We start from the raw sequence: 25704 nt of genomic DNA, 5'->3' as shown, positions 1-25704 counted from the left end.
GTGGTCTGAGTTAGAGATCTGTGTGCAGAATCGGCTGACACTGGCCAAGATCGCGTCGGCTGACTTGGTCCAGACGAATGGCCTGGGATGAGCGTTGGTTTCGGCGATGTAGTCTCGGATCGCGGCCTCCAGGCCCTCTGTGCTGCTGAACGCACCGCGCTCCAGCCGACGCCGGCTCAGAACGGAGAACCAGCACTCCACGAGATTGAGCCACGACGCGCTCGTCGGCGTGAAGTGAAGGTGGAACCGCGGATGCTGGACCAACCAGTCATGCACTAGGGTCGTCTTGTGCGTCTTCAGGTTGTCGAGCACGAGATGCACCTCCAGATCGCGTGCGACGCTGCTCTCGACCTGCTCCAGGAATGCGCGGAACTCGACGCTGCGATGACGCGGCTTGCAACTCCCGATCACCGTTCCGGCTTTCACGTCGAGGGCGGCAAACAGGTCGAGCGTGCCATGCCGGCGATAGTCGTGTGTCACGCGCTCGGCCTGGCCCGGCCGGAGGGGAAAGGCTGCAGCCGTACCCTGCACCGCCTGGATCTGCGGCTTCTCGTCGACGCACAACACCAGCGCGCGATCGGGTGGGGCGAGGTAGAGGCCGACGACGTCGCGCACCTTCTCCACGAACGCCGGATCCGCGGAGAGCTTGAAGGTGTCGGCTTGGTGCGGCCGCAGACCGAAGGCGCGCCAGATGCGTGACACCGCACTCTGGCTCATGCCCGTACGGCGCGCCATCGCGCGGGTGCTCCAGTGCGTGGCGTTGGCCGGTGCCTCTTCCAGAGTGAGAGCGACCAGGCGCTCGACGGCCTCGTCATCGATGCTGCGGGGCGCGCCGGAGCGCGGCGCGTCGACCAGCCCCGGCAGCCGATGCGCGGCGAAGCGGCCCCGCCAGAGCGCCACCGTCTGGCGGCTGACCCCCAGTGCCGTCGCCACCCCCAGGTTGGTCGCGCCCGGTTCGGCACAGGCCAGGATGATGCGCAGGCGCGAAACCAGCGCCCGCCCGGTCCCGTGTCGGCGCAGCAGGCGCTGTATCTCACCCTGCTCCTGCCGGCTGAGATCGAGAGCGACTGCCTTTGGGCCACGCGACATGGCGCACCTCCATCAGGAAGTACCCAACAATCCGCCTACCCGGCTAAACTGTCAAACCTCTTCTAACTCAGACCACTAGCACCTGCTCGACGAGTTGGTTGGTTGGGGCGAGATAAAGGACCGGCTCTCCCGTTTCGTTCATCACGGACTGAGCCATCAGGAGCGCCACGAGCGTCTTACCGCCACCGGTGTGAAGCTTGACCACAACATCCTTGTCCTCGCGGCGCGGGAACCACGCGTCGAGGACTTCGGCTTGGCTTGCGTAGAGGTCGTTGATGCCCGGCGGCTTCGGCAGTGCGTTGAAGATGTCGCGCGGGTTGATCGGCTTCGGCTTCGCCTTGGCCTCCCGCAGCTTTTTGAAATCCACCATCCTGTGCGGCCCCTTACTCTTGTTGCATTCTCGCTTCGCGCGATGTCCTAGGGTGTCGAGATTGACGGTCGGGCGTAACCCAGCGCGAAGTCCACGTGAGCCGCTAAGGCCTCGGGCCGATAGGGGCCCCGCCCGGCGCATTGCGTCACCTCCGCCAGCTTGAACCGCTCGTAGACGGTCGGGTGCACAACAGCCCCATCCGGTACCTTCCGCGGCTTCACCGGCCAGCTCAGCCAGTCTAGCCACGGCACCAGCCAGCGCGGGAAGATGCCCGCGATGGTGTCGTGCATCCCGGCCACCTCGCAGTGCTGCATGCCGTCGAAGGCCGGGTGCAGGCGCAGGCGCCCGGTGCCAGTCTTGCCGGGCTCCATGCCATCGACCAGCAACGGGTGCGGGATGCTGGTCGCCTCCTCGACCATCCAGCCCAGGGCGATGTCCGACAGCCGGCTCTCGGCCTCTGGATAGCTCCCACCGATGTCGGAGTGGTTCCCGGCGAACCACATTTGAACCAGCGGCTCCGGCTCGTCCCCGACCCGCTCGCGGACAGCTCCCTTCGTCCCCCAGCCGACCGGCGGGAAGTCCGCCCTTGTCTCGTCGATCGCCAGCGCGTGCCGGGCATAGCCCACATGGCCGGAGAGCAGGCGGTCGTAGTTGGCCGAGCGCCACTGTGCGATGTGCCGATGGGTCTTGCCGTCGACCGGGCTGTCGTGGATGACCTTCACCGCGGTCGGCAGCCACCGCCAAAGGACGAACGCGCCGATCAACATCAGGATGGCGGCGAAGGGTCCCCAAAAGCCGGTCCAGAACGAGAGGTCGAGCAACGCCGCTGGGACGGCCGCGATCAAGGCGGCGAGTAGCGCGAGCCCCGCGCCAATGCCCCAACGCCGCGGCCCGGTCGCGCCGAGCGAGGCCACGGTGTCGAACACCCCGATGAAGTGCGGCGCCACGTTCGAGCGGAGCTCGTCGCCGGAACCGTACTTGCGTCGGAAGCGCCGGGCGAGCTCGAAACGGTCTTTCTCGTAGTCGCCACCCCGGGGATAGCCGGCCCCGTACTCGTAGACCTGCATCACCGCCTCCTCGGCGATGGCGCGCGTGGCCCGGCGGAACCGCGGCAGGTAGCCTCCGGGGCCGTGGTCGGCACGCCGCAGAGGAACAGCACGTTGGCCACGCACCGGGCCGTGTAGGCGCCCCGGCTGAACCCGACGAGGTAGATCCGGTCCCCGGGCTCGTAGTGGTTGACGATGAACTCGTAGCAGTCGGCGATGTTCTTGGTGATGCCGAGCCCGGTCACCGAGGACAGCAGCTTCTGCAGGCGGCGGTAGGCGCCGAGGAAGCCGGTGGCCGAGCCGACCGTCCCGAGCCCGGGATCGTAGAAGGCGACCTGCTCGCGCGGATCGATCACGCTGTCCGGACCGACCCGGCAGACGCGGTAGAGCTTGTACACGTTGCTCAGCCGCTGCTCCTCGCGAAGCCCGCCTTCCTGCCCCGTGCCGTCCGAGAAGACGACGATGTTCTTCGGCATGCCCCACCCGGCCGTCGCGGCCGGCCCCCGATCCGTTCCTACCCGGCCGCGCGGGTCCGCACCGGCCGCTTGCCCTGGACCGCACGCGCGGCGGGCCGTGCCTTCGTCGAGGCCTTCCGGCCGCCCTTGACGGGGGCGGGCCGCTTCTCGGGCTTGGGCGCCGCGGCGGATCGCGTCGCCTTTGCGGGTCGGGTGGGGACCGCCTCCGGGAGAGCGGCCCGCACGGCCTTGACGGCGCCCTTAATGCCCTCGGCCACGTTGGCGAAGGCGTGGTCCATCGACCGCCAGTCGCTCACGGCTTTGCCGTCGCGCGGAAGCACCTTGAGGTCGGATGCCCCGGTGTCCTTCCAGGCGCATGGCCGGACGATGACGACCACCACCCGCATGGAGCCTCTAGCCCGCCGGCCCATGGCCCGCCGGTACTCCAACTGGCACCAGTGCCTAGCGATGTATTCCGGGCTCATCAACGCGACGAAGACATCCGCCGCGCGCAGCTTGCGCGAGATCTCGGTGTTCAGCTTGTCGCCGGCTTCCATCTCGCCGTCGAACCAGATCTCGACTTCGTCCCGCCGCAGCTGGGCGAGGTGGACCTGGAGCTTCGCCTGCTGGACCGCGTTCGCGTGGCAGTAGGAGACGAAGATCCGCACCGCCGCCTTCCCGGGCTTCGGTGCCGCGGCCTTCGAACGCGCCGAGGCGCGCGCGGTCGGCTTCGCCCCGGTGGCGGGCGGCTTCGCCTTCGCGGTCCTCTTCGCTGTTTTCGCGGTCACGGCAGCCCCCTCGAACGCGGCGGCCAAGTTCGGGACTCAAGTCTTATGGCCCCGTTTTGTTCCGCTCCGTCCAGGTCTTCGGCCCCGGCGACCCGCTCCGCCGCCAGGGCGGTGCGTCCAGGCCACCGCGGATACCCCACTCGCGTGCGAGGTATCGGGTAGCGTTACCCGATACCCGGCCTCTGAGTCGCGAATCCGGGCCCCCGCGAGGCCCATCTCAGCGCCCGCTTAACCTCGTCCAGGCATGCTCCCCGCCGCCCTAGGGGAACGCCCATGCCGTCCGAAGTCACCGTCTTCCTCGTAGCCGACAACCTGCTCGCCAAGGGCGAGCGGCCCCGCCTGCGCAGGGTCCGCGAGGCCATCCCCACCGGCGGCTCACCGCGCGAGGTCTGCAAGCACCTGCGCGCCTGGCGGAAGAAGCGCGGCTACAACCCCAAGCTCGAACCCACCGACATGTCCAAGGCCATGAAGGAGGCCGGACAGACCCTCGCCCTGGACCTCTGGAGGCAGGCCAAGCGCGAGGCCGCCCAGGCGTTCGCCCGCGAGCGCGAGGCCTCCGCCTCCATGGCGATCGACGACAAGCACGACCGCGAGCACCTGCTCGGCATGATCGAGACGCTCCAGGCCGGGAACGCCGCCCTCGCCGCCAGGGCCCAGGCCGCCGAGGACGAGGCCGGGCGCGTCCAGGCCCGCCTCGCCAAGGTCGAGAACCAGCTCGACCGATTCCGCGCCCAGGAGTTCTGGGACCGCGTCATGCAGGAGATAGCCGACCTCCTGGTGGAGCGGGGGCCCCTGACGCCGGCCGAGATCTTGCCTGAGCTCAGGGCCGTGACGCTCCGCGGCGCCACCCTGCACAAGGAGCCCCTGACGCCGGGCACGCTCAAGAAGAAGATGGACTTCCGCGTCTTCCACGGTCGCTACTTCGAGCCGCGGGACGAGGGCCGCTACGCCCGCAAGGCAGGTTGAAGCCAGGCAGGGCACTCCTTACGGGCGCCGACGTCGGCGAGAGCATACTGCGGACGCGGCATCCTTGCGGCACGCCGCCGCGTTGTGTGACCTGATCCCACAGGCCACAGCCCCTCATGCCCGTCCGCAAGTCCGTCACCATCTCGCTCAGCCTGGAACTGGTCGCAGTCGCCGAGCGGCTGCTCGCCTCGGGCCGCTACGGCAACATGAGCGAGGTCATGCGCACGGCGCTGCGCCTCCTCGAAGAGCGCGAGCTCGCCTTCCAGGCCCATCGCGAAGGGGCGCTGGCGCCCGCCGAGGCCTGATCCCGTGAGCGACAACCTGGCGTTCCTGGCGGGCGGCGGCGAGGCCGCCCGGACTATCCGCTCGCGCGACTGGTCGGACCACCCGCTCGGCCCGCCCGGGACCTGGCCGGCGGAGCTCCGCACGGCGCTCAGCCTGGTGCTGAACTCGCCGGAATCGATGATCCTCGCCTGGGGGCCAGACCTCCACTTCTTCTTCAACGACGCCTACGCCTCGCTGCTCGGGCCGCGGCTCGCCTGGGCCATGGGCGAACGCTTCGACGTGGTCTGGGCCGACGCCTGGAGCCAAGCCAAGCCTATCATCGACGACGCCTTCGCGGGGCGCAGCCGACGCTTCGACGATCTGCCCTGGAAGCTCGGCACCGACCGCGGCCCGGCCGAGACCTGGTTCTCGTTCTCCTACTCGCGCGTGCTCGACGGCGAGGGCGGCATCGCCGGCCTCTTCATCTTCACCAACGAGACCACGGCGCGGGTTCTGGCCGACCGGGCGCTCCGCGAGAGCGAGGAGCACTTTCGCCAGACGGTCGAGCTTAACCCGCAGGTGCCCTGGACCTGCGATCCACAAGGGAACGTCACCTCGTACTCCCACCGGTGGCTCGAACTCACCGGCCAGGCGCCGGGCGAGCCGGACGGCGCCGGCTGGACCAAGGCGCTGCACCCGGACGACCTGGAGCCGACGGCGGCGGTGTTCGCGGTTCGCTTGGCCTCGGGCGAGCCGGTGGATGTCGATTACCGCATCCGCATAGCCGCCACGGGCGAGTACCGCTGGCAGCGGGCCCGCGCCTACCCGCGCCGGGACGAGGCCGGCGCGATCATCCGCTGGTACGGCGTCGTCGAGGATGTCCACGACCAGAAGCTTGCCGAGGCGGCACTGCGCGAGAGCGAGGAGGAGTTGCGCCTCGTCATCGAGAGCGCTCGGGACCACGTCATACTCACCACCGACACGGACGGCGTGATCACGCGCTGGTCGGCCGGCGCACAGGCGGTCCTGGGCTGGTCGCCCGTGGAGGCGGTCGGGCAGCCCGCCGCCATCACCTTCACGCCCGAGGACTGCGAGCGGGGCGCCGACCTGCGCGTGATCGCCACCGCGGCGCGCGACGGCAGCGCCACGGACGAGCGCTGGCACGTCACCAAAGATGGCCGGCGCGTCTTCCTGAACGGCTCGGTTCACCCGCTGCCGCCTGACGCCCAGAACCGCCCGCGCGGCTTCCTGAAGGTCGCCCGCGACGAGACCGGCCGCATCACGGCCGAGGAGGCACGGCGCGCGAGTGAGGCCCAACTGCGGCTCGTCGCCGACGCGCTGCCCTTGCTGGTGTCCTTCGTCGACCGCAGCCTGACTTACCGGTTCGCGAACGCCGCCTACCGCGACTGGTTCGACCGCGCGCCGGAGGAGGTCATAGGCCGAAGGGTCCCCGACCTCGTCGACGAGGAGGGCTTCCGAGCCAGGCTGCCGTACATGGAGCGGGCGCTCGCCGGCACGCCGGTCCGCCTCGACCTGCCCTGGCCTTGGCCCGACGGGCGGCGGCGGGTCGCCGACATCCGTTACGAGCCGCGCCGCGATGCCCGCGGCGAGGTCGACGGCTTCTACGTGTTCGTGCAGGACGTCACCGCCCAGCGTGACGCAGAGGCCGGGCTCGCCGCCGAGCGCGACCGGCTGTGGGACCTCAGCGAGGACCTGCTCGTCAACGCCGACTACGAGGGCCATCTCCTGCGGGTCAGTCCCTCATGGACGGTCCTGCTCGGCCATGACGAGGAAACCCTGCTGACGCGGCCCTACGCCGAGATCGTCCACCCCGACGACTTCCCGGTCGTGATGGAGGCGCTGCTCGACATGCGCGCCACGGGCAAACCCGTCCGGTTCGAGGACCGGGTCAATGCGGCGGACGGGAGCTGGCGCTGGATCGCCTGGAAGCTGGCGCCGGAGCCCGGCGGCACCCGGCTGACCGGCATCGGACGCGATGTCACCGCCGAGAGGGAGGCCACCGAGGAGAAGGCGCGGCTCGAAGAGCAGCTGCGGCAGGCGCAGAAGATGGAGGCCGTCGGGCAACTGACAGGCGGCCTCGCGCATGACTTCAACAACCTGCTCGCCGGCATCTCGGGCTCACTGGAGCTGATGCAGACCCGGATGGCCCAGGGTCGGCTGACGGATCTCGACCGCTACATGACCGCGGCCCAGGGCGCCTCGAAGCGGGCCGCCGCGCTGACGCACCGTCTGCTCGCCTTCTCCCGCCGTCAGACCCTCGATCCCAAGCCCACCAACGTGAACGCCCTCGTCCACGGCATGGAGGAGCTCATCCGGCGGACGGTCGGCCCCGAGATCGAGGTCGAGGTGGTCGGCGCCGCCGGGCTGTGGCCGGCCCTGGTCGATCCGCACCAGCTTGAGAACGCGCTCCTGAACCTGTGCATCAACGCCCGCGACGCCATGCCGAGGGGCGGTCGCATCACGGTCGAGACCGCCAACAAGTGGCTCGACGCGTACGCGGCCCGGAAGCACGACATCCCGCCGGGGCAGTACCTCTCGCTGTGCGTGACCGACACCGGCACGGGGATGAGCGAGGACGTCATCGCCAAGGCGTTCGACCCGTTCTTCACGACCAAGCCCATCGGCCAGGGCACGGGGCTCGGGCTGAGCATGATCTACGGCTTCGCCAAGCAGTCGGGCGGGCAGGTGCGGATCTACTCCGAGGTCGACCAGGGCACGACGGTTTGCATCTACCTGCCCCGCCACCACGGCACGGTCGAGGAGATTGACCCGCTGGCCGCCCTCAGTGAGGTCCAGCGCGCCGAGCAGGGCGAGACGGTGCTGGTGGTCGACGATGAGCCGACCGTGCGCATGCTGGTTACCGAGGTCCTGGAGGAGCTCGGCTACGCCGCCATCGAGGCGGCCGACAGCGCCTCGGGGCTGAAGGTGCTGCAATCGGACGTGCGCATCGACCTGTTGATCACCGACGTGGGGTTGCCCGGCGGCATGAACGGGCGGCAGATGGCCGATGCCGGCCGCGAGCGTCGGCCCGACCTGAAGGTGCTGTTCATCACGGGCTACGCCGAGAACGCGGTCGTGGGCAACGGCCACCTGGAGCCCGGCATGGCGGTGCTGACCAAGCCTTTCGTGGTCGAGACCCTCGGCGTGCGCATTCGCGAGATGATCGCGCATGGCTGACGCCGCGCAGCCGGGGCGCAACGCCGGAAGCCCCGTCCTCCCCGAGGCGTCGTCCCGGTCGATGCGGGCCGCCGCCCGGGCGCGACGGATCGCCCAGGCTTGCGGCATCCTCGGCGCCGGCGCGTCCCTGAGCGTCCTCGCCGGCTGGTGGTTCGATGTGCCGGCGATGCGGCGCCTCATCCCCGGCCAGCCGCCCATGGTCGTCCTCACCGCGCTCGGCACCCTCCTGCTCGGGACGGCCTTGTTGTTCGCGGCCCGACGGGAAGGCGCGCGGGCGAGCCGTCGCGCCGGCCGGGGCCTTGCCGGCGCGGCCGCAGCCGTCGCCCTCGGCGGCGGCCTGCAATATGCCCTGCCGGGGAGCTTCCGCCTCGATGACTGGGTTCAGAGGCTGGTGTTCGCGCCGCTGGCGCCCGGCAGCGGCATGGCCCTGACGACGGCCGTCGGCCTCGTCGGCGCCGCCTCGGGCCTCATCCTCCAGGATGCCCGGAGCCGCCGCCTCCGCCGCCTTGGTACCGCCGCGGCCCTGCTCGCCTTCGTCGTCGCGTCGGTGGGCGGCCTCGGCTACGCCTACGGCCTCGGCGCCTTCCACCAGGTCGGCCCCTACTCCCGCATGGCGCTGCTCACCGCGCTGACGCTCGGCACCCTGTCGCTCGGGGTGCTCCTCAGCCGCCCCAACCGGCCATGGGTGGCGACTGCGCTGGGAGGCGGCGAGGCCGGGGCCCTGACGCGACACATGCTGCCGGCGACCGTGGTCGCGCCCCTGGTGCTGGGCCTGCTGGAACTCCACGCCGTCCGTGCCGGCCTGCTGGAGGCCGAGACCGGGACGGCCCTCCTCGTCATCGTCCTGGCGCTCTGGCTCGCGGCCCTGACGCCCGGCTGGCCCGCAACGTTGAGCGGCGCGCCATGACCGACCGGCAGCTCCGCGACACCCTTCAGGGCATGAACGAGACCCTGGAGCGGCGGGTGATCGAGCGGACCCGCGAGCTCGCCGAGGCGCAGGACGCGCTCGTTCAGGCCCAGAAGATGGAGGCCATCGGCCAGCTCACCGGCGGCGTCGCGCACGACTTCAACAACCTGCTGACCATCATCCGCTCGTCCATCGACTTCCTGCGCCGCCCAAACCTGCCGGAGGAGCGCCGCACCCGCTACATGGACGCGGTCTCCGACACCGTGGAGCGTGCCGCCAAGCTGACGGCGCAACTCCTCGCCTTCGCCAGGCGCCAGGCGCTCAAGCCGGAGGTGTTCGACGCCGGCGAGCGCCTGTCCGGCGTGGCGGCCATGCTCGATTCCCTCACGGGCGCGCGCATCCGCATCGTCGCAGAGGTGCCCGAGGGCCCCTGCTTCGTGCGGGCCGACGCCAGTCAGTTCGAGACCGCCCTGGTGAACCTCGCCGTGAACGCGCGCGACGCCATGGCCGGCGAGGGCACGCTCACCATCGCCCTGACATGCAACAGGCCGAAGCCGGCCATCCGCGGCCATGCGGCCGCCTCGAACCATTTCGTGGTGGTCTCGGTCACGGACACGGGCTCCGGCATCGCGCCGGACCAGCTCGGACGGATCTTCGAGCCGTTCTTCACGACCAAGGAGGTGGGCAAGGGAACGGGGTTGGGGTTGAGCCAGGTCATCGGCTTCGCCAAGCAGTCGGGCGGGGACGTGGACGTCTCCAGCGTCGTCGGTCGCGGCACCAGCTTCACGCTCTACCTGCCCCAGGCGGACGTGGACGAGGGCACGGCGAGGGACGTGTCAGAGCCGGAGGGCGTGCCGGTCGCGGACGCCTGTCAGTGCATCCTGGTGGTGGAGGACAACGTCGAGATCGGACGGTTCTGCACGCAGATCCTGCACGACCTCGGCTACGGCACGGTGCTGGCCCAGACCGCCGAGGCCGCGCTCGCCGAGATCGAGGCAGTCCCCTTCCGCTTCGATGCGGTGTTCTCGGACGTGGTCATGCCCGGCATGGGCGGGATCGAGCTGGCAAAGCGGCTGAAGGAACTGCACCCAGAGATGCCGGTGGTGCTGACCTCCGGCTACAGCCACGTGCTGGCGAGCGACGACGCCCACGGCTTCGAGTTCGTGCGCAAGCCCTACTCGGCCGAGCAGGTCGGGAAGGTGCTGCGGGCTGCCATCACGCGGATGCCGAAGGTCCGTCCGGCCCCGGCCGAGGCGTAGACGGAGCGGACGCGCGGGCGGGCCGTTCCAATACGTCGCCCGTTCTAAACGAGGCCCTGTCAAACTGGCATCATCAGCGCCGCGGCTTCCGCCCGGACGCCAGGCCAGGGGCTGCAGGCTTGGGTTCTCAGCCCCCGTCCTGGAGGTTGCGCAGCGGCGCCTCGACGACGCAGGTGAGTCCCTCGGGCAAGTAGTCGAGCGAGAGGGCGCCGCCGACCTGGCCGGTCAGCCCCCGTTCGATCAGGCGCGTCCCAAAGCCCCTGCGGGTCGGAGGCTGGACCGGCGGGCCGCCGCGCTCGCGCCAGGATAGCCCCAGGATCGGCCCGCCCTCGCCATCGGACACGTGCCAGGTGAGGTCGACCTGCCCCTCCGGGACCGAGAGCGCGCCGTACTTGAGGGCGTTCGTCGTCATCTCGTGCAGCATCAGCGCCAGCGAGAGCGCTGCCGTCGAACCGATCTCCACCTCCGGTCCGGAGACCCGCACGCGGCCTGAAGCCTCTTCCAGGACGCCGATGCCCTCGCGCACTACCGAAGCCAGCGGGGCGCGCTCTGCCGTTCCCCTGAGCAGGATGTCGTGCGCCTTGCCCAATGCGACCAGGCGCCGAGCCAGGACCTCGCGCGCCAACTCGACGTCGCTGGCGCCACGGAGCGTCTGCACCGCGATGGCCTGAACCATCGAGAACAGGTTCTTCATGCGGTGCGAGAGCTCGTGGTTGAGCAGGCGCTGCCGCTCCTCGGCACGCAGGCGCGCGACGCCTACCTCGACCCGGTCCGCGACGGCGCGCATGAACTCCAGTTCCTGCGCGGTCCACGTCCGGGGCACGCGGTCGTGGACGAAGAACAGCGCCACCGTGCTGCCGCGCTCGCGCAGCGGGGTGTCGACGAACGCCGCCAGGTCGATGACCTGCAGCGCCGGCACGAACGCGGCGGTGCGCGGATCGGAGCCGGCATCGTGGATCACCAAGGGCTCGCCCCGCAGCAGGCCGTGGTGGAAGTCGCCGTAGTCGGCGAAGCGGTGAAGGCCGGCGATGCTCACCTGGCCCGGCGCCGTCCAGTCCGGCTCGATGCTCACGTGCTCGCCCGTCGCGTCGAGCTGGCCGAAGCCGGCCCGGCTCGCGCGAAGGGCCGTGCCGGCGACCTTGGCCGCGACCCGCGTCACCTCGGGAACTTCTGTGAGGTCGCGCAGCCGGTCGCCGAGCTCCAGAAGTACCGTCTTGTACCGCTCGCTCTCGGCCAGCGCGTCCCGGTCGGCCCGCTGCTCGGTGATGTCGCGCGCCACGCCGGCAAAGCGCACCGGCCTGCCAGCCTCGTCGTGTTCGAGCTCGCCCTTGCGGGCGATCCAGCGCAGCTCCCCCGTGTCCGGTCGGCGGATGCGGTACTCCACGTCGCACGGCGCCTGCCCGCTACGCCGCGAGGACGCCGTCGAGATGAGGTGCGCGTCCTCGGGGATGATCAGTTGCTCGAAAGCCGTGGAGGGATAGCTGTCGCGCGCCGGCAGGCCGTAGAGGCGGCAGAACTCGGGCGTGGCGTGCAGGATGCCATCGAGGCCGATGGAGAACACGCCTACGCCACCCGCTTCCTGGGCCCGCCGCAGCCGCGTCTCGGCCTCGCGCCGCGCGGCGGCCTCGCTCACCTCGGCGAGCCCGGCCGACACGGTGCCGGCGAGAACCTGGGCGAGCTTGAGGTCCATCGCGGTAAAGGCGTCCCGTCGGCTCGACTGCAGCTTCAGCACCCCGACCGCCTCGCCGGCGCGCCTGACCGGCACCAGCACGCAGGAGCGCAGGCGCAGGGCGGTGACGAGTTCGCGCTTGACCCGTGGGTCCTCCAGGACGTCGGGCACCAGGAGCGGCTCGCCGGACAGCAGGCACGCGCCCGCGAGGCTGCCGCGTAGCGGCACCCGAAGTCCGGCATGGGGGACCAGCACGCCCTTGGTGGCGCGGTAGACGAGCTCCTCGCCGTCCAGCGTCTCGATGACGGCGCCCTCGGCGTGCGGCACGGCCTCCATCGCGCCGGTGACCAGCGCGTCCAGCATGACGGTGAGGTCACCGCCGGCCACCGACACGGCCGCCTGGGTCCGGATGAGCTCCTCGCCCTGGCCGAGCAGGCGCCGCTGGTCGGCGAGGGCGCGGCGCAGCTCCAGCTGCGCCATGACCTGGCCGGCGAGCGCGCGCAAGGACTCGGCCTGGCGCAGGGTCAGCCCCCCGGGCCGCGGCTCGACGTCGATGACGCAGAGGCTGCCCAGAACCGCGCCGTCCGGCGTACGGAGCGGCGCGCCGGCATAGAAGCGTATGCGGGGGCCGCCGGTGACCAGCGGATTGGCCCGCGTGCGCGGGTCCCGGCTCAGGTCGGGGATGACCAGCAGGTCCGGCTCGGCCAGCACGTAGGCGCAGACGGACGAATTCAGGTCCGTCCCGCACTCCGGGAAGCCGATCCGCGCCTTGAACCACTGACGATCGTTGGTGACGAGGCTGACTAGGGCGACTGGGACATCGCAGATGTTGCGGGCGAGCAGGACGACGTCGTCGAAACCCTTCTCGGGGTCCGTGTCGAGGATGGCGTAGGCGTCCAGTGCGGCGAGCCTGGCCGGGTCATGGACGTTTGGCGGTAGGGCGTCGAGCACGGTCATGAGGCGGGTCGGCGGTAGGGGGCTCCGCGCGGGCTCGCCGAGCACGACGCAGTTGCGGGATGGACACCCGTGCGACATGCCGGACGCCGGAAGCCGGCCGACTGCGAACGAAGCCACTTGCATAGCGCAAAGTGGATAATTTGTGCAGCTTCAACGCTTGCCACGGTTACTGTCGCATCTTGGACATGGCCCGTCTGCCAAAGGGCCTTACCGGCCCGGGCCATTCAGGTGGTGCGGCGCCGGGGTCAGGGCATCGCGATGATCCCCTTCCGGCCAAGGGTCGCGATGAAGGCCGCCCTTCGGCACGCATGACCCGCGGCGGAAGCGTTCCTGGACGCCCACGACGACGGATGGGCGGCCCGGGATTGATGGTCCCGTTAGCTCTCGATCATCTCGCGGATGCGGGTTGCCAGGGCATCGACCGGAAAGGGCTTGGTCATCATCTGCATGCCCGGGTCGAGGCGACCGTTGCCGAACATTGCGTTCTCGGCGTAGCCGGTGATGAACAGCACCTTCAGGTCCGGGCGAGCCTCCCGGGCTTGGTCGGCGAGTTGGCGCCCGTTCAGGCCCGGGAGGCCGACATCCGTGACGAGGAGGTCGATGCGCTCGCGCGATTGCAGCACCTTGAGGCCGGAGGGACCGTCCTGCGCCTCCAGGGCGCGGTAGCCCAGATCGGCTAGCACCTCGACGATGAGGTCGCGCACCACCGGCTCGTCCTCGACGACGAGCACCGTCTCGCCGGCCTCAGCCCGGTGCGCCTCCGTCAGGCCGGAGCCTTGCGCGTCTTCCTCCGTGACGGCGCCGCGGTGGCGGGGCAGGTAGAGCTTCACAGTCGTGCCCCTGCCCACCTCCGAGTAGATCTTGGCGTGCCCGTCGGACTGGCGCGCGAAGCCGTAGATCATCGACAGTCCGAGCCCGGTGCCCTGGCCGATGGGTTTCGTCGTGAAGAACGGGTCGAAGGCGCGCGCGATCACGTCGGGCGGCATGCCGGTCCCTGTATCGGTCACGCAGATGCAGATGTACTGCCCCGGCTCCACGCCCGGGTGTAGCTTGGCGTAGGCGCGGTCGAGATGCGTGTTGCAGGTCTCAATGGTGAGCTTGCCGCCATCCGGCATCGCGTCTCGCGCGTTGATGGCGAGGTTGAGGATCGCGCTCTCAAGCTGGTGCGGGTCGCACAAGGTCGGCCAGAGCCCGCCGGCGGTGACGATTTCCAAGCCGATGGCCTCCCCGATGGTCCGCCGCAGCAGATCCTCCAGCGAGGTCACGAGCGTGTTGGCGTTGACCGGCTTCGGGTCGAGTGGCTGCCGGCGGGCGAAGGCCAGAAGCCGGTGCGTGAGCGCCGCCGCCCGGTTGGCCGAGGACATCGCCGCCTTGGCGTAGCGCTCGATGGCGTCGATGCGCCCCTGCGCGATGCGGGTCTGCATTATGTCGAGCGAGCCGACGATGCCGGTGAGCAGGTTGTTAAAGTCGTGCGCGATACCGCCGGTGAGCTGACCCACGGCCTCCATCTTCTGAGCTTGGCGCAGCGCCTCCTCGGTCTCGGCCAAGGCCTGTGCGGCCTCCTTCTCGGCCGTGACGTCACGCCCGACCGCGTGGATGAGGTCCTCGGCCGGGACCGCCGTCCACGAGAGCCAGCGGTAGCTGCCGTCCCTGTGCCGGTAGCGGTTCTCGAAGCGCAGCGTGGTCAGGCCTTCTGACAGCTTGCCGACCTCGGCGAGCGTGGCCGCGACATCGTCCGGGTGCACGAGGTCCATGAAGGCGCCGCCGATGAGCTCTTGTTCGTCCCATCCCAGGAGCGTCGTCCAAGCTGGGTTCACCGCCTCGATCGTCGCGTCGTAGCGGGCGACCAGCATGACGTCGGTGGAGAGGCGCCACATGCGGTCGCGGTCGGCGGTGCGCTCCGCCACCAGCCGCTCAAGTTCCTCTCGGGAGCGCGCCAGGACCTCACGCGCCTCGACGATCTCCTGGATGTCCGTGCAGGTGCCGAACCAGCGGGTGATGTGACCGGCCGCGTCATGTACGGCCTGCGCGCGTCCAAGAACCCAGCGGTACTGCCCCGAGCGGTGTCGCAGCCGGTACTCGATCCGGTAGGGCTCGCCGGTTGCAAGGCAGTGTCGCCAGGTTGCCCAGGCACGCTCCTGGTCATCGGGATGGAACATGCCGTTCCAGGCTTCGCCGTCAGTGGCGCCTTCAGGCATGCCGGTGAAGTCGTACCAGCGCCGGTTGAAGTAGTCGTGATAGCCGTCCGGCCGCGTCGACCAGACCATCTGGTCGATGGAGTTGGCGATGGCCTGAAACGTCGCTTGACTCTCGCGCAACTGGTCCTCGACCTGCTTGCGGTCGGTGTCGTCGAACTGGATGCCGTCCCAGACGAGCGAACCGTCCGGCAGAGATCGGGACGCCGAGATGATCCGGCTCCAGCGCACCTCGCCGTCGGCCCGGCGGAACGGCGCCTCGAAATCGAACGGCGTCAGGTCGCGGATCGCAGCCCGCTCGGCCGCGGCCAGGCTCTCGCGGTACTCAGGCAGGATCAGGTCGTAGGCCACGGCAGTGTCGGCGAGCACGGCCTCAGCCCGGACGCCGGTCATGCGCTCGAAGCCTTGCGACAGGTACAGGAAGCGCCGGTTCGAGCCGTCCGGGTCCATGGCGATCTGGTAGACCATACCGCCCGGGAGGTTGTCGGCGAGCGCGCGCAGGCGAGCCTCGGCCTCGCGCAGCGCCTCCTCGCGTTCCCGGCGCTCGGTCACGTCGCGGTAGAACAGCGCCAATCCTTCCGGATGCGGGTAGGCTCGCACCTCCAGCCAAGCCGCGTGCCCGTCCGGCCAAACGTAGCGGTGCTCCAGCGTGAGCGAGATGCGCTCGCGCATGGCGCGCACGTACATCTGGCCGATGGGCATCCGCTCGGAGCCTGGATAGACGTCCCAGTGCGAGCGGCCCACGACCGCCCCGGAGGGCCTTGCCTCCAGCCGCGCTCCCTCCGCGTTCATCTGCAGGATGCGGAAATCGCGGTCGAGCAGCATGAAGCCCTCGCCCATGCCCTCCAGCACGCCCGAGGCCCGCGCCTCGCTGGCCCGTAGCGCCTCCTCGGCCTCGACCTTCGCCGTGGTCTCGGTGCAGGCGCAGAACATGCCGCCGACCTCGCCCTCGTCGTCGCGGACCGGCGAGTAGGAGAAGGTGAACCAGGTCCGCTCGTCGTAGCCGTGCCGGTTCATCATGAGCGGCAGGTTCTCGGCCCAGGTCGCCTCGCCGGTCATGGCCTTGTCGATGAGCGGTGCGATGTCCGGCCAGATTTCGGACCAGACATCGCGGAAGCGCCGACCCAGGGCAGCCGGGTGCTTGTCGCCCAGGATCTCCGCGTAGGCGTCGTTGTAGAGGAAGCCGAGTTCGGGTCCCCAAGCCACGAACATCGGGAACTTGGAGCCGAGCATCAGGCTCACGGCCGAGCGCAGGCACTGCGGCCAGGCTTCCGGCCATCTGAGCGGCGAGGTCGACCAGTCGTGCGCGCGCATGCGCTCGCCCATCCGGCCCCCGCCCGCGAGGAAGTTGAGCTTGGGGGAGCGGGCACTCTCGGTCATGAGTTGCGGGGAAGACTGGAAGCGGGAGGGAAAGGTCCGAAACCAAGCTCTGCCGAGCGGGCGGTCTCAGGCCGCGGGCATGGAGCGACGAGGTGGCGAGTTTGGGGCCGAATGCCGGCGATCGTCGGCAGACTAGCGCCCCCTCGCGGCCGAAACGGTCCGTAGCCGCGCCGCCTTCGTATCTCAAACCGGGGAATGGGGCGCAATTCGGCCGGTTCCGGCCGTAGGCCTTCGCCCCGTAATGAGCCCGGTCGGCCCGCCGGTAGAGCTAGCCGGGAAGCAGGGCGCGGGCCTTCAGTCCCGTGTGGGCTAAGCCGACGCCGACCGTCATGGAGCCGGGTCCAACCGTGACCGCGCCTGTTTGCAACCAAATGGTCTTGGCAAGAGCGCGCTGCCGTTCCACGAGAGGGCGGCCGACCCTATCTGAAATTCGGCCGCCCGAAACACGGCGTTAGTCGTATGGGTCGAAGGCCGGCCCGTAGCCGTAGCCGACCGGGCGGGGGCCGAAGCGGCGCGGACCGTAGAAGCCGTCGCGCTCGACCACGACCTCACGGACTACTGGACGGGGCCGGTACACGACGGGCCGCTCCTCGACGACCTCGCGCACGATCCGCCGCGGACGCACCACGGGACGCTCGACTACAACCTCGCGCACCACCTCGCGGGGCGGTGCCACGACTCGCCGCTCCACCACCGTGCGGCGGGTCACCACGGTCTCCGGTGCGTCGTAGGCATCGTAGCCATACCCGCCTGCCTGGGCGGCGCTGCTGCCGAGAAGCCCGCCGGTCCCGAGCGCGGCCGCCAGGGCCGCCAGTGCAATCTTCCTCATGTTCTCGTTCACCCTCTCTCACGAACACGGCCGCACGGAGCGGCTTGCGGGGTCAACGCCTCCGGAGCGTGTTTGGCTGAGTCCGTGAGCGTCGCGGGTGACCGCATCCACATTGGCAGAAGGCTTGGCCGCGCCAGGTAGGCGGCATGGCCCGATGCGCTTCTCGGCGCGGAGCCGCTCGGCAACGTCGCCCAAATCATCCAAGTCACACTCGCCCTGGCCTTCCTACTCTCGGCCTTGGCTGTGCATCCGGTTCGCGAAGCCGAAGGTCCTCATATCGCTCTATGCTGCTAATCTGCGACCTCGGAGGCAAAGTGCGTGAGTGGCAAAACGACAAAGCCGCCCCCTCTCGGGAGCGGCCTGGTCTTATGTTAGGAATGCTTGAGACGGAACTTTGGTGCCCAAAGCGGAAATTTGGGCCCGAGTTCAATCGACGACGCCATCATCGCCGAGATCGCCGCCGACCAGGCGTTCGAGGTCGTGCACCGCATGCGCGCCGAGGCCGTCGCCGCATGACCCAGGAGCCGACTGCTCGGTTCGCGCCGAGGTGAGACCGTCGGGAAGGCGTCCCGATGCGGCAACAATGTCCTTAGGTGATGTCCAAGGCGGGATGGGGGGCGTCGCTGCCGTGAGAATGGCCCGGAGTTTCGGGCCACGTCCGCACGTATGCGCATCCCTTGGACGGATGCCGTGGTGAACCCCTGTAGTTCATCCGCGCGAAGGCGCGGGGTGCGGTTCTGGGTGCTGACCGATCACACGCTGGGTTTATCCGCGCAAAGGCGCAAGCCTTATCAAGATGTCGAAGTGGACCATTGCACTGAGTTTACCCGCGTGCTGACGCGGTCTCGTGGCACAACTTTGGTGACGGCAGCACAAAGGGTCATTCGCGCGTTTGTAGGCGCGGCAATGTGCTTAATTCTTCGCATGTGGCCAAGAGTTGGCTATCCGCGCACGCATGCGCGCAGTCAATCCGTTTTGCAGGATTACCTATGCTGCTACGGTTCATCCGCGCACGCATTGGCGCGGGTCTATAAGGCAAACCACTGATGCGATTGTCAAAGAACGATTTGCCTCTAAGAGGCAGGCGCTTCTGCCCGCATTCTCGAACATGACCCTAGGCAATAGGGCGCACGCCGTCATCCGGCTTCGTTCACCGTCGTTAACGGCTCGGGAGCGCCCGCCCACGCGCATCGGCACGCGCCACCGCGCGTCAGCCGGACGAAGCGGGCTTCCGCCGGGCCGGCTGCTTGCTTGTGGGCTTCCGGGCGGCGCCGGTGCACTGGCGTTGCCTCGTCGGCTTGGCGCCCGCCGCCTGGAGCTTGGTGCGGGTGGGGGCCTTCGCCTGGGCCGGGCGTTTAAGGGGCGCCGCGGCAAGCTCCTTTCGGTTGGTCGCGACCACGCGGCGGATGCCCTGCGCTACGTTGAGGAAAGCTTGGTCGGCGCTGCGCCACCGGATCACCTCGTGCCCATCCTCGGGCAGGAGCTTGAACCCGGCGGTCTGGGTCGACTGCCAGTCGCAGGGGCGCAGGACTACGGCGACGACCCGCATGGTCCCGCGGGCGCGCCGGTTCATGGCGCGGCGGTACTCGATATTTCAGCAGTAGTTGCTAGGCTGTAGTGATGAATTAACACTCACCAGCCTGGTGCAAGTTTGGGGTTGTTGACTGTGGCCGGAGGAGATCCGGCCATGTCGCAGAGTGGTGATGCCCTGACGGACGAACAGTGGGAACGCGTCAAGGTCTTGGTGCCGGGTGGTCGAAAAGGGAGCCGCGGACGACGGACTGACAACCGACGTTTTCTCGATGCACTCCTGTGGATGGCTCGTTCGGGCGGTCGGTGGAAAGATCTTCCGGAGCGTGTGGGCAAACCCGATACGGTGAAGCGTCGCTACTACGACTGGATTGCCCGTGGAGTTCTGGATGACATGCTGTCTGCCTTGGCGCAGGAGGCTGATCTGGACTGGCTAATGCTGGACGCAACGATTGTGCGTGCGCACAGTCAGGCGTCGGGGGCCCGCAAGGTCAAAGGGGGGCGGATGCCCAGGGCCTGGGTCGATCACGCGGTGGCCTGACGACGAAGATCCACGCAGCGACGGATGGACTTGGCTTGCCGGTACGGCTGATCGGCGGCCCTGGCCAGGAGCACGACGTGACCCGCGGCAGCGCGTTGATTGATGGCTTTGCCGCTGGATCCGTGATTGCTGACAAAGGTTATGATGCTGATCGCCTGGTAGAGGAGGTGAGGGAGAACGGCGGGATTGCAGTGATCCCGCCGCGTCGCAACCGCAAAACCGCACGCGAATTTGACCGCAATGTGTACAAGGAGCGCAATCAGATCGAGCGCTTCTTCAACAAGCTGAAGCAGTTCCGGCGCGTCGCCACACGATATGACAAGCTCCTGGCAAACTACATGGGGTTCGTCAAACTCGCGGCTATCGCCATCTGGCTCAGATAGTTAATTCCTCACCACGGCCTAGCGAGGTAGTCGGGGCTGAGCATGGCGACGAAGACGTGGGCGTCGCGCATTGCACGGGCGATGCCGGTATCGAGCTTGTCGCCGGCGTCCAGGCCGCCGTCGAACCAGGTCTCGACGCGCTCCCGCTTGAGCGGGGCCAAGTGGATTTCGAGCCTGGCGCGCACGTCGCCGTCCTGGTGAGAGTAGGAGACGAAGATCCGGACCTCGGGCTTCTCGGTTTTGGCGGGCGTGGCCGCAGGGGCCTTCGGCGCGCGGCGCGGCCCAAGGGCCGCCTTACCGACGGCGGGCTTCGTGATGCGCGTAGGGGCGCGGGCGCGCATGGGTGCCCCGTCGGGTTGCCGGCCAAGTTCCGGATTCATGCGCCCCGAACCCGTTTTGTTCCGTATCATTGAGGGGATAACCCAGGGCGCGCGGATGGCGGCCCGGGAGGATGACGGTTCGACTCGGTGGCGTGCGCGTTTCGAGTAACGTGACCCGTGACGCGTTACGGTTTCCGGACGCCGCGGAGGCGGAGGTCGCGCCGACGAGTATGGAGACGGCGCAGGAGGCCTTTGGCGCAGGGCCGGTGCCTGGAGGTCCGGTACGACGGCTACGCCAGGGTGGTAGAGGTCCACGCCTGCGGCTTCACCGGGCAGGGCCACGCAGTGATGCGGGTCTGGCAGCTGCGGGGCGGCAACGCGAGCGACGAGCGCACCGGCTGGAAGTTGCTGCGGCTCGACGAGGCGCTCGCCCTGGCGGTGACGGGGGAGGCGTCGGAGGCGCCGCGCAGGGGATACCGACGCGGCGACGTGAGCATGGCGCGCATCGTCGCCCAAGTATGACGCCGCATTCCCAGGCTGGGCGAGCCCGAGACGTTCCTCCGATGGACGGACGGCCCGCTCGACGACCGAGGCGCCGTCGGCGACGGCAGCCGTGACTTCCTCCAAGGGTGGATGGATCGGTTCGCGGGCCTGGTCAGGACGCATGCTCGTCGCGTTGGGGCCGCAGATTTCGCGGTTGTGACCGGCGTCACTTCGCTTACTATAGCGGTAGTGCTATATGGAGCGGCACGTGACGAGCCCTGCCAGCAAGGAACGTCGCGAGGTGATCTTCGTGAACCAGGCGGCGAAGAAAGCCTACGACGATCTGCCCGGTCCCGTCCGGGAGATGGCGGACGCTTTGATGACCGCGCTTCAAACGGCAGCAGGTTGCCGTCGGGGCGCTACGAGGATCTTTCCGGAACCCTCTCAGGGGTGAGCGAATTCCGCATGCCGCACGATGGCGACACGTACCGTTGCTATCAATTCGTGGAGTATGACGAGGTCATCTACGTCCTGGACGCGGGCATCAAGAAGTCCCCCCGCGGGGGCCAGTTGCCCAAGGAGGACAAGGAGCGCCTCGAAAGGCGCTTGGTGATGGCGCGCAGGGCATACGAGGCCGACAAGGCGCGGATCAAGGCGGATCACGCCGCGCGTTCGGTTCTCAGGAGCACCCCCTCGGCTGGCCCAAGGAGACGTTGACGATGAGCGACGACGAGAACTCGGGACCTGTCATGGGCAGCGGGAACTTTCTCGCCGACAGGGGATACGCCGATCCGGAGGAGGCCCGGATCAAGTTCCTGCTCGCCAACAGGGTCGCGTTGCTGTTGGAGAACCGTGGGCTGACGCAAGCCAAGGCGGCGGAGATGGCCGGCCTCGCACAGGTGGACGTGTCCCGGATCGTGAACGGCTTGGTCAAGGACTACTCGGTCTTTCGCTTGATGCGGGTCCTCATGGCGCTCGGCCAGGACATCCACTTGGGCTGGGCGGACGCGCCGACCGGGGAAGGCCTTATCGTTGCGGGCGCCTACGAGGCTCCGGAGGAGTCCGCCGCGTTCGCCCCCTGAGCACGGCAAGCCTTCTCCGGGCGTCACCCGCGACGGCATCCCCGAGGCATCGCGGGTGACGGACCGCATGCGGACATGGGCGCAAGGCAAGTCGTGGGAGGTGGAAGCCCGCGACCCGAAGCCGGACGCCCCCGTCCACCCCAGCGTCGAGGAGCGTTTCGCCGCCGGTCCGGTGATCCGGTGCGACGGCCTCAAGCCCTACAGGCCCGACGTCCTGGCCAGGCACGACCGTGTCGGACATTATTACGCGGAGGCGGCGCCGGCAGGTGACAGCGGACTTCGACCTGACGGGTGGTGGGGCGAGGAACTGTACAGCTGGCGGGAAGCCGGTCGGGGGCTCGCTTAAGCGAGGCGCGGGCTCCTGGAGGGATCGTGCAGCGGGCATGATAATGGGCCACGACAGGCTGACGTCGTGGCCCATTGGCGACCGGCATGGGGATGCGGCCTACGGCGGGCCGGACCTCAGGCACCCGCCGGGCGCGGGCCAGCGGATTGTGGCTTTCCCGATCCTTTCCAGACTGGGGGTGCGGCTACCTCGCGCGTCGCGTCGGAGTGAGAGACTTGGTCAGCCCGGAGTCCTGGTTCGCGACGGCGATGCGGGGGAGCGCCGCCGGATTGGGGGGCTCCCACCTCAAGGTCCACGACCTGCTGCGCTCGCTGCCCCTGCAGGCCATGCGGAATAACCTGCTCGCCGGGCTCCGGCACGTGGGCGCCCGCGCCTTGGCGGTCATCCCGACCGGCGGCGGCAAGACCGAGATCTTCGTCAGGCTGGTCGAGGCGAGCGGCCTCGACGCCGGCGGGGCGCGGCTCGCGGTCCCGACCATCGTGCTGGAGCCCTCGCGCCACCTCATCCGGCAGACCGTGGACACGTTCCGGGAGCGCTTCCCGGCGCTGCAGGTCTCCGGGTTCCTCTCGCCCGACGACCGTCCGTGCAGCGTGACGGTCATGAGCTACGAGCTCTTCGTCAACATGCTCCGCGACGGCAGGCTCCTGCCCGGCGACGTCGGCGCCGTGGTCATGGACGAGGCGCACCGCGGGCTCTCGGACCTGAGGCAGGACCTGATCCGTCGGTTCCTGGACCATGCCGTGGTCACCGCCTTCAGCGCCACGCCCGCCTTCGACGCGAACAAGAACGTGCACGCGCTGCTGGGGGCCGACAACGAGATCGTGAACATCCCGGACGAGCGGCTCCGGCGCGAGGGCATCATCTCGCCGGTGGCGAACTACGTGCTGCGCGTCGACGTGGCCGGCGCGATGCCGGACGACCTTGCGCTCAGGCGCGCCATCGTCAGGAAGGCCGCGCACGACGCCCTCATCGGCTTCCTCGCCGCCTACGAGGAGCCGGCCACGGGCCTGCGCCTGCGCGACAAGACCTATTTCGGTTACGCCAACGGCCTCCGGCAGGCCGAGGAGCTCGCCGGCGCGATGACGGCGGCGGGCATGCCGGCGCGCGGGATCAGGGGCAGCGACGGGCTGGAGGCTCTGCGGGCCGGCCTGGCCGACCTCCGAGACGGACGCCTGCGGATGCTTGTCAACGACAGGGTGCTCGCCGAGGGGGTGAACCTGCCGCAGGCGCGCGGCATCGTCGCCTTCGACGCGACCACGTCGCTGGTCAAGCACGTCCAGCGCTGCGGCCGGGCACGGCGCCTGGATCCCGCGCTCGGCCGCTTCGACCCGCGGCAGATGTCGTCCGTGGTGGAGGCAATGGTCTGCGTCGAAGGCATGCCGCTCGATACCCAGCGCATCTACGCCGAGGCCATCGGCGACCTGTCGGTGGCCCGGGTCTACGAGGCCCCGCGCCGGGACGCCGCCGCGCTCGCGCGCGAGATCGAGCGCGACCGGCCGGCGGAGGCGGCAGGAGGGGAGGACCGGGAGGAGGCGTCCGAGATGGACGAGGCCATCGAGCGCCTGGAGGAGGCGCGGCGGGGCGGCGCCCGGGGGACGGGTCCCCGCGCCCCCGTCGTGGCGGGGCGATGGGCCGACGCCTTCGCGGTCATGGGCAGCCTGAAGGACGTCCACTACCTCCTCGCCGGACGCGAGCGGCCCGGGCGCCTGGAGGGGATGCTGCACCGCATGCAGGTGGCCCGCGCCATCGGCATCAGTGGGGACGACCCGCATCTCCGCGAGGTCTTCGGCGAGTTGGAGGGGGCCGTCCGGGAGGGTCGGCCCCCCGAGGTCGCGGGCGTCGCGGTTCGCGCGGCCCACCACAGCTTCGAGCGCCAGCGCGCGTTCTACGTCCACGTCGACGACGTCCCCCGCATCGAGGTCGAGGTCTACCGGCGGTCCGGGCGGACGCTTCCGGCGGGGACCACGGCGGACGGGTTCGGCGCCGCGCGCGGGCCCGGGTGGCTGACCCGCACCGAGGCCGCCTTCGCCTGCAACCTGAACCCCTATCATCCTGCTTTCGCCGCCGTCTGGGACGAGGCCCTGTCCGGTACGCTCGGCACCTTCGAGGACGGACCGCTGGTCCGGTTGCTGCGCGACGGCGGCAAGCCCAAGCTGTACGTGCACGAGCGCGGGCTGGAGGTGTTCCGCCGGCACCTGGGCGTCGAAGGCCCGGCGCTGCTCGCCAAGCGCGCCGACCAGGCGTCCTTCTGGGAGACACTCAAGGCACTGGGCGTCAGCAGGGCCTTCACCCGGGTTCGGGAGCAATGGGACCGCCTCGTCGAGGAATGCGCCCGTGACGGGCAGGTCGTCCGGGACGGGCGTCGGATCGGCCTCGAGTTCGTGCGGGGCGCCAACGGCAACCCCGTTCCCGCGCTCGACAGGTCCGAGATCGGGTGGTTCGCGGAGGTGACCGGCGTCGCCGGCCTGATCGAGCCGTCCGAGTGGTCTGAGTTAGAAGAGGTTTGACAGTTTAGCCGGGTAGGCGGATTGTTGGGTACTTCCTGATGGAGGTGCGCCATGTCGCGTGGCCCAAAGGCAGTCGCTCTCGATCTCAGCCGGCAGGAGCAGGGTGAGATACAGCGCCTGCTGCGCCGACACGGGACCGGGCGGGCGCTGGTTTCGCGCCTGCGCATCATCCTGGCCTGTGCCGAACCGGGCGCGACCAACCTGGGGGTGGCGACGGCACTGGGGGTCAGCCGCCAGACGGTGGCGCTCTGGCGGGGCCGCTTCGCCGCGCATCGGCTGCCGGGGCTGGTCGACGCGCCGCGCTCCGGCGCGCCCCGCAGCATCGATGACGAGGCCGTCGAGCGCCTGGTCGCTCTCACTCTGGAAGAGGCACCGGCCAACGCCACGCACTGGAGCACCCGCGCGATGGCGCGCCGTACGGGCATGAGCCAGAGTGCGGTGTCACGCATCTGGCGCGCCTTCGGTCTGCGGCCGCACCAAGCCGACACCTTCAAGCTCTCCGCGGATCCGGCGTTCGTGGAGAAGGTGCGCGACGTCGTCGGCCTCTACCTCGCCCCACCCGATCGCGCGCTGGTGTTGTGCGTCGACGAGAAGCCGCAGATCCAGGCGGTGCAGGGTACGGCTGCAGCCTTTCCCCTCCGGCCGGGCCAGGCCGAGCGCGTGACACACGACTATCGCCGGCATGGCACGCTCGACCTGTTTGCCGCCCTCGACGTGAAAGCCGGAACGGTGATCGGGAGTTGCAAGCCGCGTCATCGCAGCGTCGAGTTCCGCGCATTCCTGGAGCAGGTCGAGAGCAGCGTCGCACGCGATCTGGAGGTGCATCTCGTGCTCGACAACCTGAAGACGCACAAGACGACCCTAGTGCATGACTGGTTGGTCCAGCATCCGCGGTTCCACCTTCACTTCACGCCGACGAGCGCGTCGTGGCTCAATCTCGTGGAGTGCTGGTTCTCCGTTCTGAGCCGGCGTCGGCTGGAGCGCGGTGCGTTCAGCAGCACAGAGGGCCTGGAGGCCGCGATCCGAGACTACATCGCCGAAACCAACGCTCATCCCAGGCCATTCGTCTGGACCAAGTCAGCCGACGCGATCTTGGCCAGTGTCAGCCGATTCTGCACACAGATCTCTAACTCAGACCAC

17 protein-coding genes and 2 pseudogenes are annotated in these 25704 nt (G+C 69.4%); 10 read left to right on the top strand and 9 right to left on the bottom strand.

The genetic code is table 11. From position 1 onward, the window contains the following. The 4 genes and pseudogenes from ACW9J6_RS33835 to ACW9J6_RS33820 form a co-directional block, all read right to left on the bottom strand. A partial coding sequence (locus ACW9J6_RS33835; protein ID WP_457116982.1) for an IS630 family transposase occupies positions 1-1089 on the bottom strand: 1089 nt, incomplete at its 3' end. A 67-nt stretch (positions 1090-1156) separates the two neighbouring features. Continuing rightward, on the bottom strand, positions 1157-1459 hold the full coding sequence (locus ACW9J6_RS33830; RefSeq protein ID WP_457120715.1) for a DEAD/DEAH box helicase: 303 nt from the start codon (positions 1457-1459) through the stop codon (positions 1157-1159). Between the two features lie 47 nt (positions 1460-1506). Next, positions 1507-2981, bottom strand: a pseudogene (locus tag ACW9J6_RS33825) (DUF2235 domain-containing protein). A gap of 38 nt (positions 2982-3019) precedes the next feature. Beyond that, the gene (locus ACW9J6_RS33820) at positions 3020-3775 is read right to left on the bottom strand and encodes a toll/interleukin-1 receptor domain-containing protein (RefSeq protein WP_457120714.1); all 756 of its coding nucleotides are present in this window, start codon (positions 3773-3775) and stop codon (positions 3020-3022) included. 246 nt (positions 3776-4021) lie between these two features. On the opposite strand from ACW9J6_RS33820, the gene ACW9J6_RS33815 reads away from it, so the two are divergent. The 4 genes and pseudogenes from ACW9J6_RS33815 to ACW9J6_RS33800 all read left to right on the top strand — a co-directional run bounded on the left by ACW9J6_RS33815 (position 4022) and on the right by ACW9J6_RS33800 (position 10342). After that, positions 4022-4714: a DNA-binding protein gene (locus ACW9J6_RS33815; protein WP_457120713.1), complete on the top strand. Its 693-nt coding sequence runs from the start codon at positions 4022-4024 to the stop codon at positions 4712-4714. A gap of 116 nt (positions 4715-4830) precedes the next feature. Continuing rightward, on the top strand, positions 4831-5019 hold the full coding sequence (locus ACW9J6_RS33810; protein WP_457120712.1) for a ribbon-helix-helix domain-containing protein: 189 nt from the start codon (positions 4831-4833) through the stop codon (positions 5017-5019). A 4-nt stretch (positions 5020-5023) separates the two neighbouring features. Beyond that, entirely contained in the window at positions 5024-8176 is a 3153-nt protein-coding gene (locus tag ACW9J6_RS33805; RefSeq protein WP_457120711.1) for a PAS domain S-box protein, read from the top strand. A 61-nt stretch (positions 8177-8237) separates the two neighbouring features. Then, positions 8238-10342: pseudogene (locus tag ACW9J6_RS33800) on the top strand (ATP-binding protein). A 127-nt stretch (positions 10343-10469) separates the two neighbouring features. On the opposite strand, the gene ACW9J6_RS33795 reads toward ACW9J6_RS33800, so the two are convergent. The 4 genes from ACW9J6_RS33795 to ACW9J6_RS33780 form a co-directional block, all read right to left on the bottom strand. After that, positions 10470-12968 (bottom strand): GAF domain-containing protein, encoded by a 2499-nt coding sequence (locus ACW9J6_RS33795; protein ID WP_457120710.1) that lies wholly within the window; start codon positions 12966-12968, stop codon positions 10470-10472. Between the two features lie 377 nt (positions 12969-13345). Further along, a complete protein-coding gene (locus ACW9J6_RS33790) occupies positions 13346-16543 on the bottom strand; it encodes a PAS domain S-box protein (protein ID WP_457120709.1) in 3198 nt (1065 codons plus the stop codon). Between the two features lie 451 nt (positions 16544-16994). After that, a complete protein-coding gene (locus tag ACW9J6_RS33785) occupies positions 16995-17372 on the bottom strand; it encodes a hypothetical protein (protein WP_457120708.1) in 378 nt (125 codons plus the stop codon). Positions 17373-18582: 1210 nt separating this feature from the next. Further along, positions 18583-18945: a hypothetical protein gene (locus ACW9J6_RS33780; protein WP_457120707.1), complete on the bottom strand. Its 363-nt coding sequence runs from the start codon at positions 18943-18945 to the stop codon at positions 18583-18585. Between the two features lie 114 nt (positions 18946-19059). Here ACW9J6_RS33780 and ACW9J6_RS33775 point away from each other — a divergent pair. After that, a protein-coding gene (locus ACW9J6_RS33775; protein WP_457120706.1) for an IS5 family transposase occupies positions 19060-19826 on the top strand; the annotation gives its coding sequence in 2 pieces (ribosomal slippage) (positions 19060-19408 and positions 19408-19826; 768 coding nt in all). Between the two features lie 8 nt (positions 19827-19834). Here ACW9J6_RS33775 and ACW9J6_RS33770 read toward each other — a convergent pair. Further along, positions 19835-20167, bottom strand: coding sequence for a toll/interleukin-1 receptor domain-containing protein (locus ACW9J6_RS33770; RefSeq protein WP_457120705.1), 333 nt, complete (start codon positions 20165-20167; stop codon positions 19835-19837). 231 nt (positions 20168-20398) lie between these two features. On the opposite strand from ACW9J6_RS33770, the gene ACW9J6_RS33765 reads away from it, so the two are divergent. From ACW9J6_RS33765 to ACW9J6_RS33745, 5 genes are all read left to right on the top strand, one after another. Continuing rightward, positions 20399-20668 carry a hypothetical protein gene (locus ACW9J6_RS33765; protein WP_457120704.1) on the top strand — a complete coding sequence of 90 codons (270 nt, stop codon included), beginning with the start codon at positions 20399-20401 and terminating at the stop codon, positions 20666-20668. A 111-nt stretch (positions 20669-20779) separates the two neighbouring features. Then, positions 20780-21346 (top strand): type II toxin-antitoxin system RelE/ParE family toxin, encoded by a 567-nt coding sequence (locus ACW9J6_RS33760; RefSeq protein WP_457120703.1) that lies wholly within the window; start codon positions 20780-20782, stop codon positions 21344-21346. 2 nt (positions 21347-21348) lie between these two features. Then, positions 21349-21711: a helix-turn-helix domain-containing protein gene (locus tag ACW9J6_RS33755; protein ID WP_457120702.1), complete on the top strand. Its 363-nt coding sequence runs from the start codon at positions 21349-21351 to the stop codon at positions 21709-21711. Between the two features lie 561 nt (positions 21712-22272). Next, complete coding sequence (locus tag ACW9J6_RS33750) at positions 22273-24564, top strand: DEAD/DEAH box helicase (protein WP_457120701.1); 2292 nt, start codon at positions 22273-22275, stop codon at positions 24562-24564. Between the two features lie 51 nt (positions 24565-24615). Next, a partial coding sequence (locus ACW9J6_RS33745) for an IS630 family transposase (RefSeq protein ID WP_457116982.1) occupies positions 24616-25704 on the top strand: 1089 nt, incomplete at its 3' end.

Source organism: Methylobacterium sp. JK268 (genome assembly GCF_054052225.1).
The sequence above is the reverse complement of the archived record's forward strand: the minus strand, read 5'-3'. Positions and strand labels throughout refer to the sequence as shown.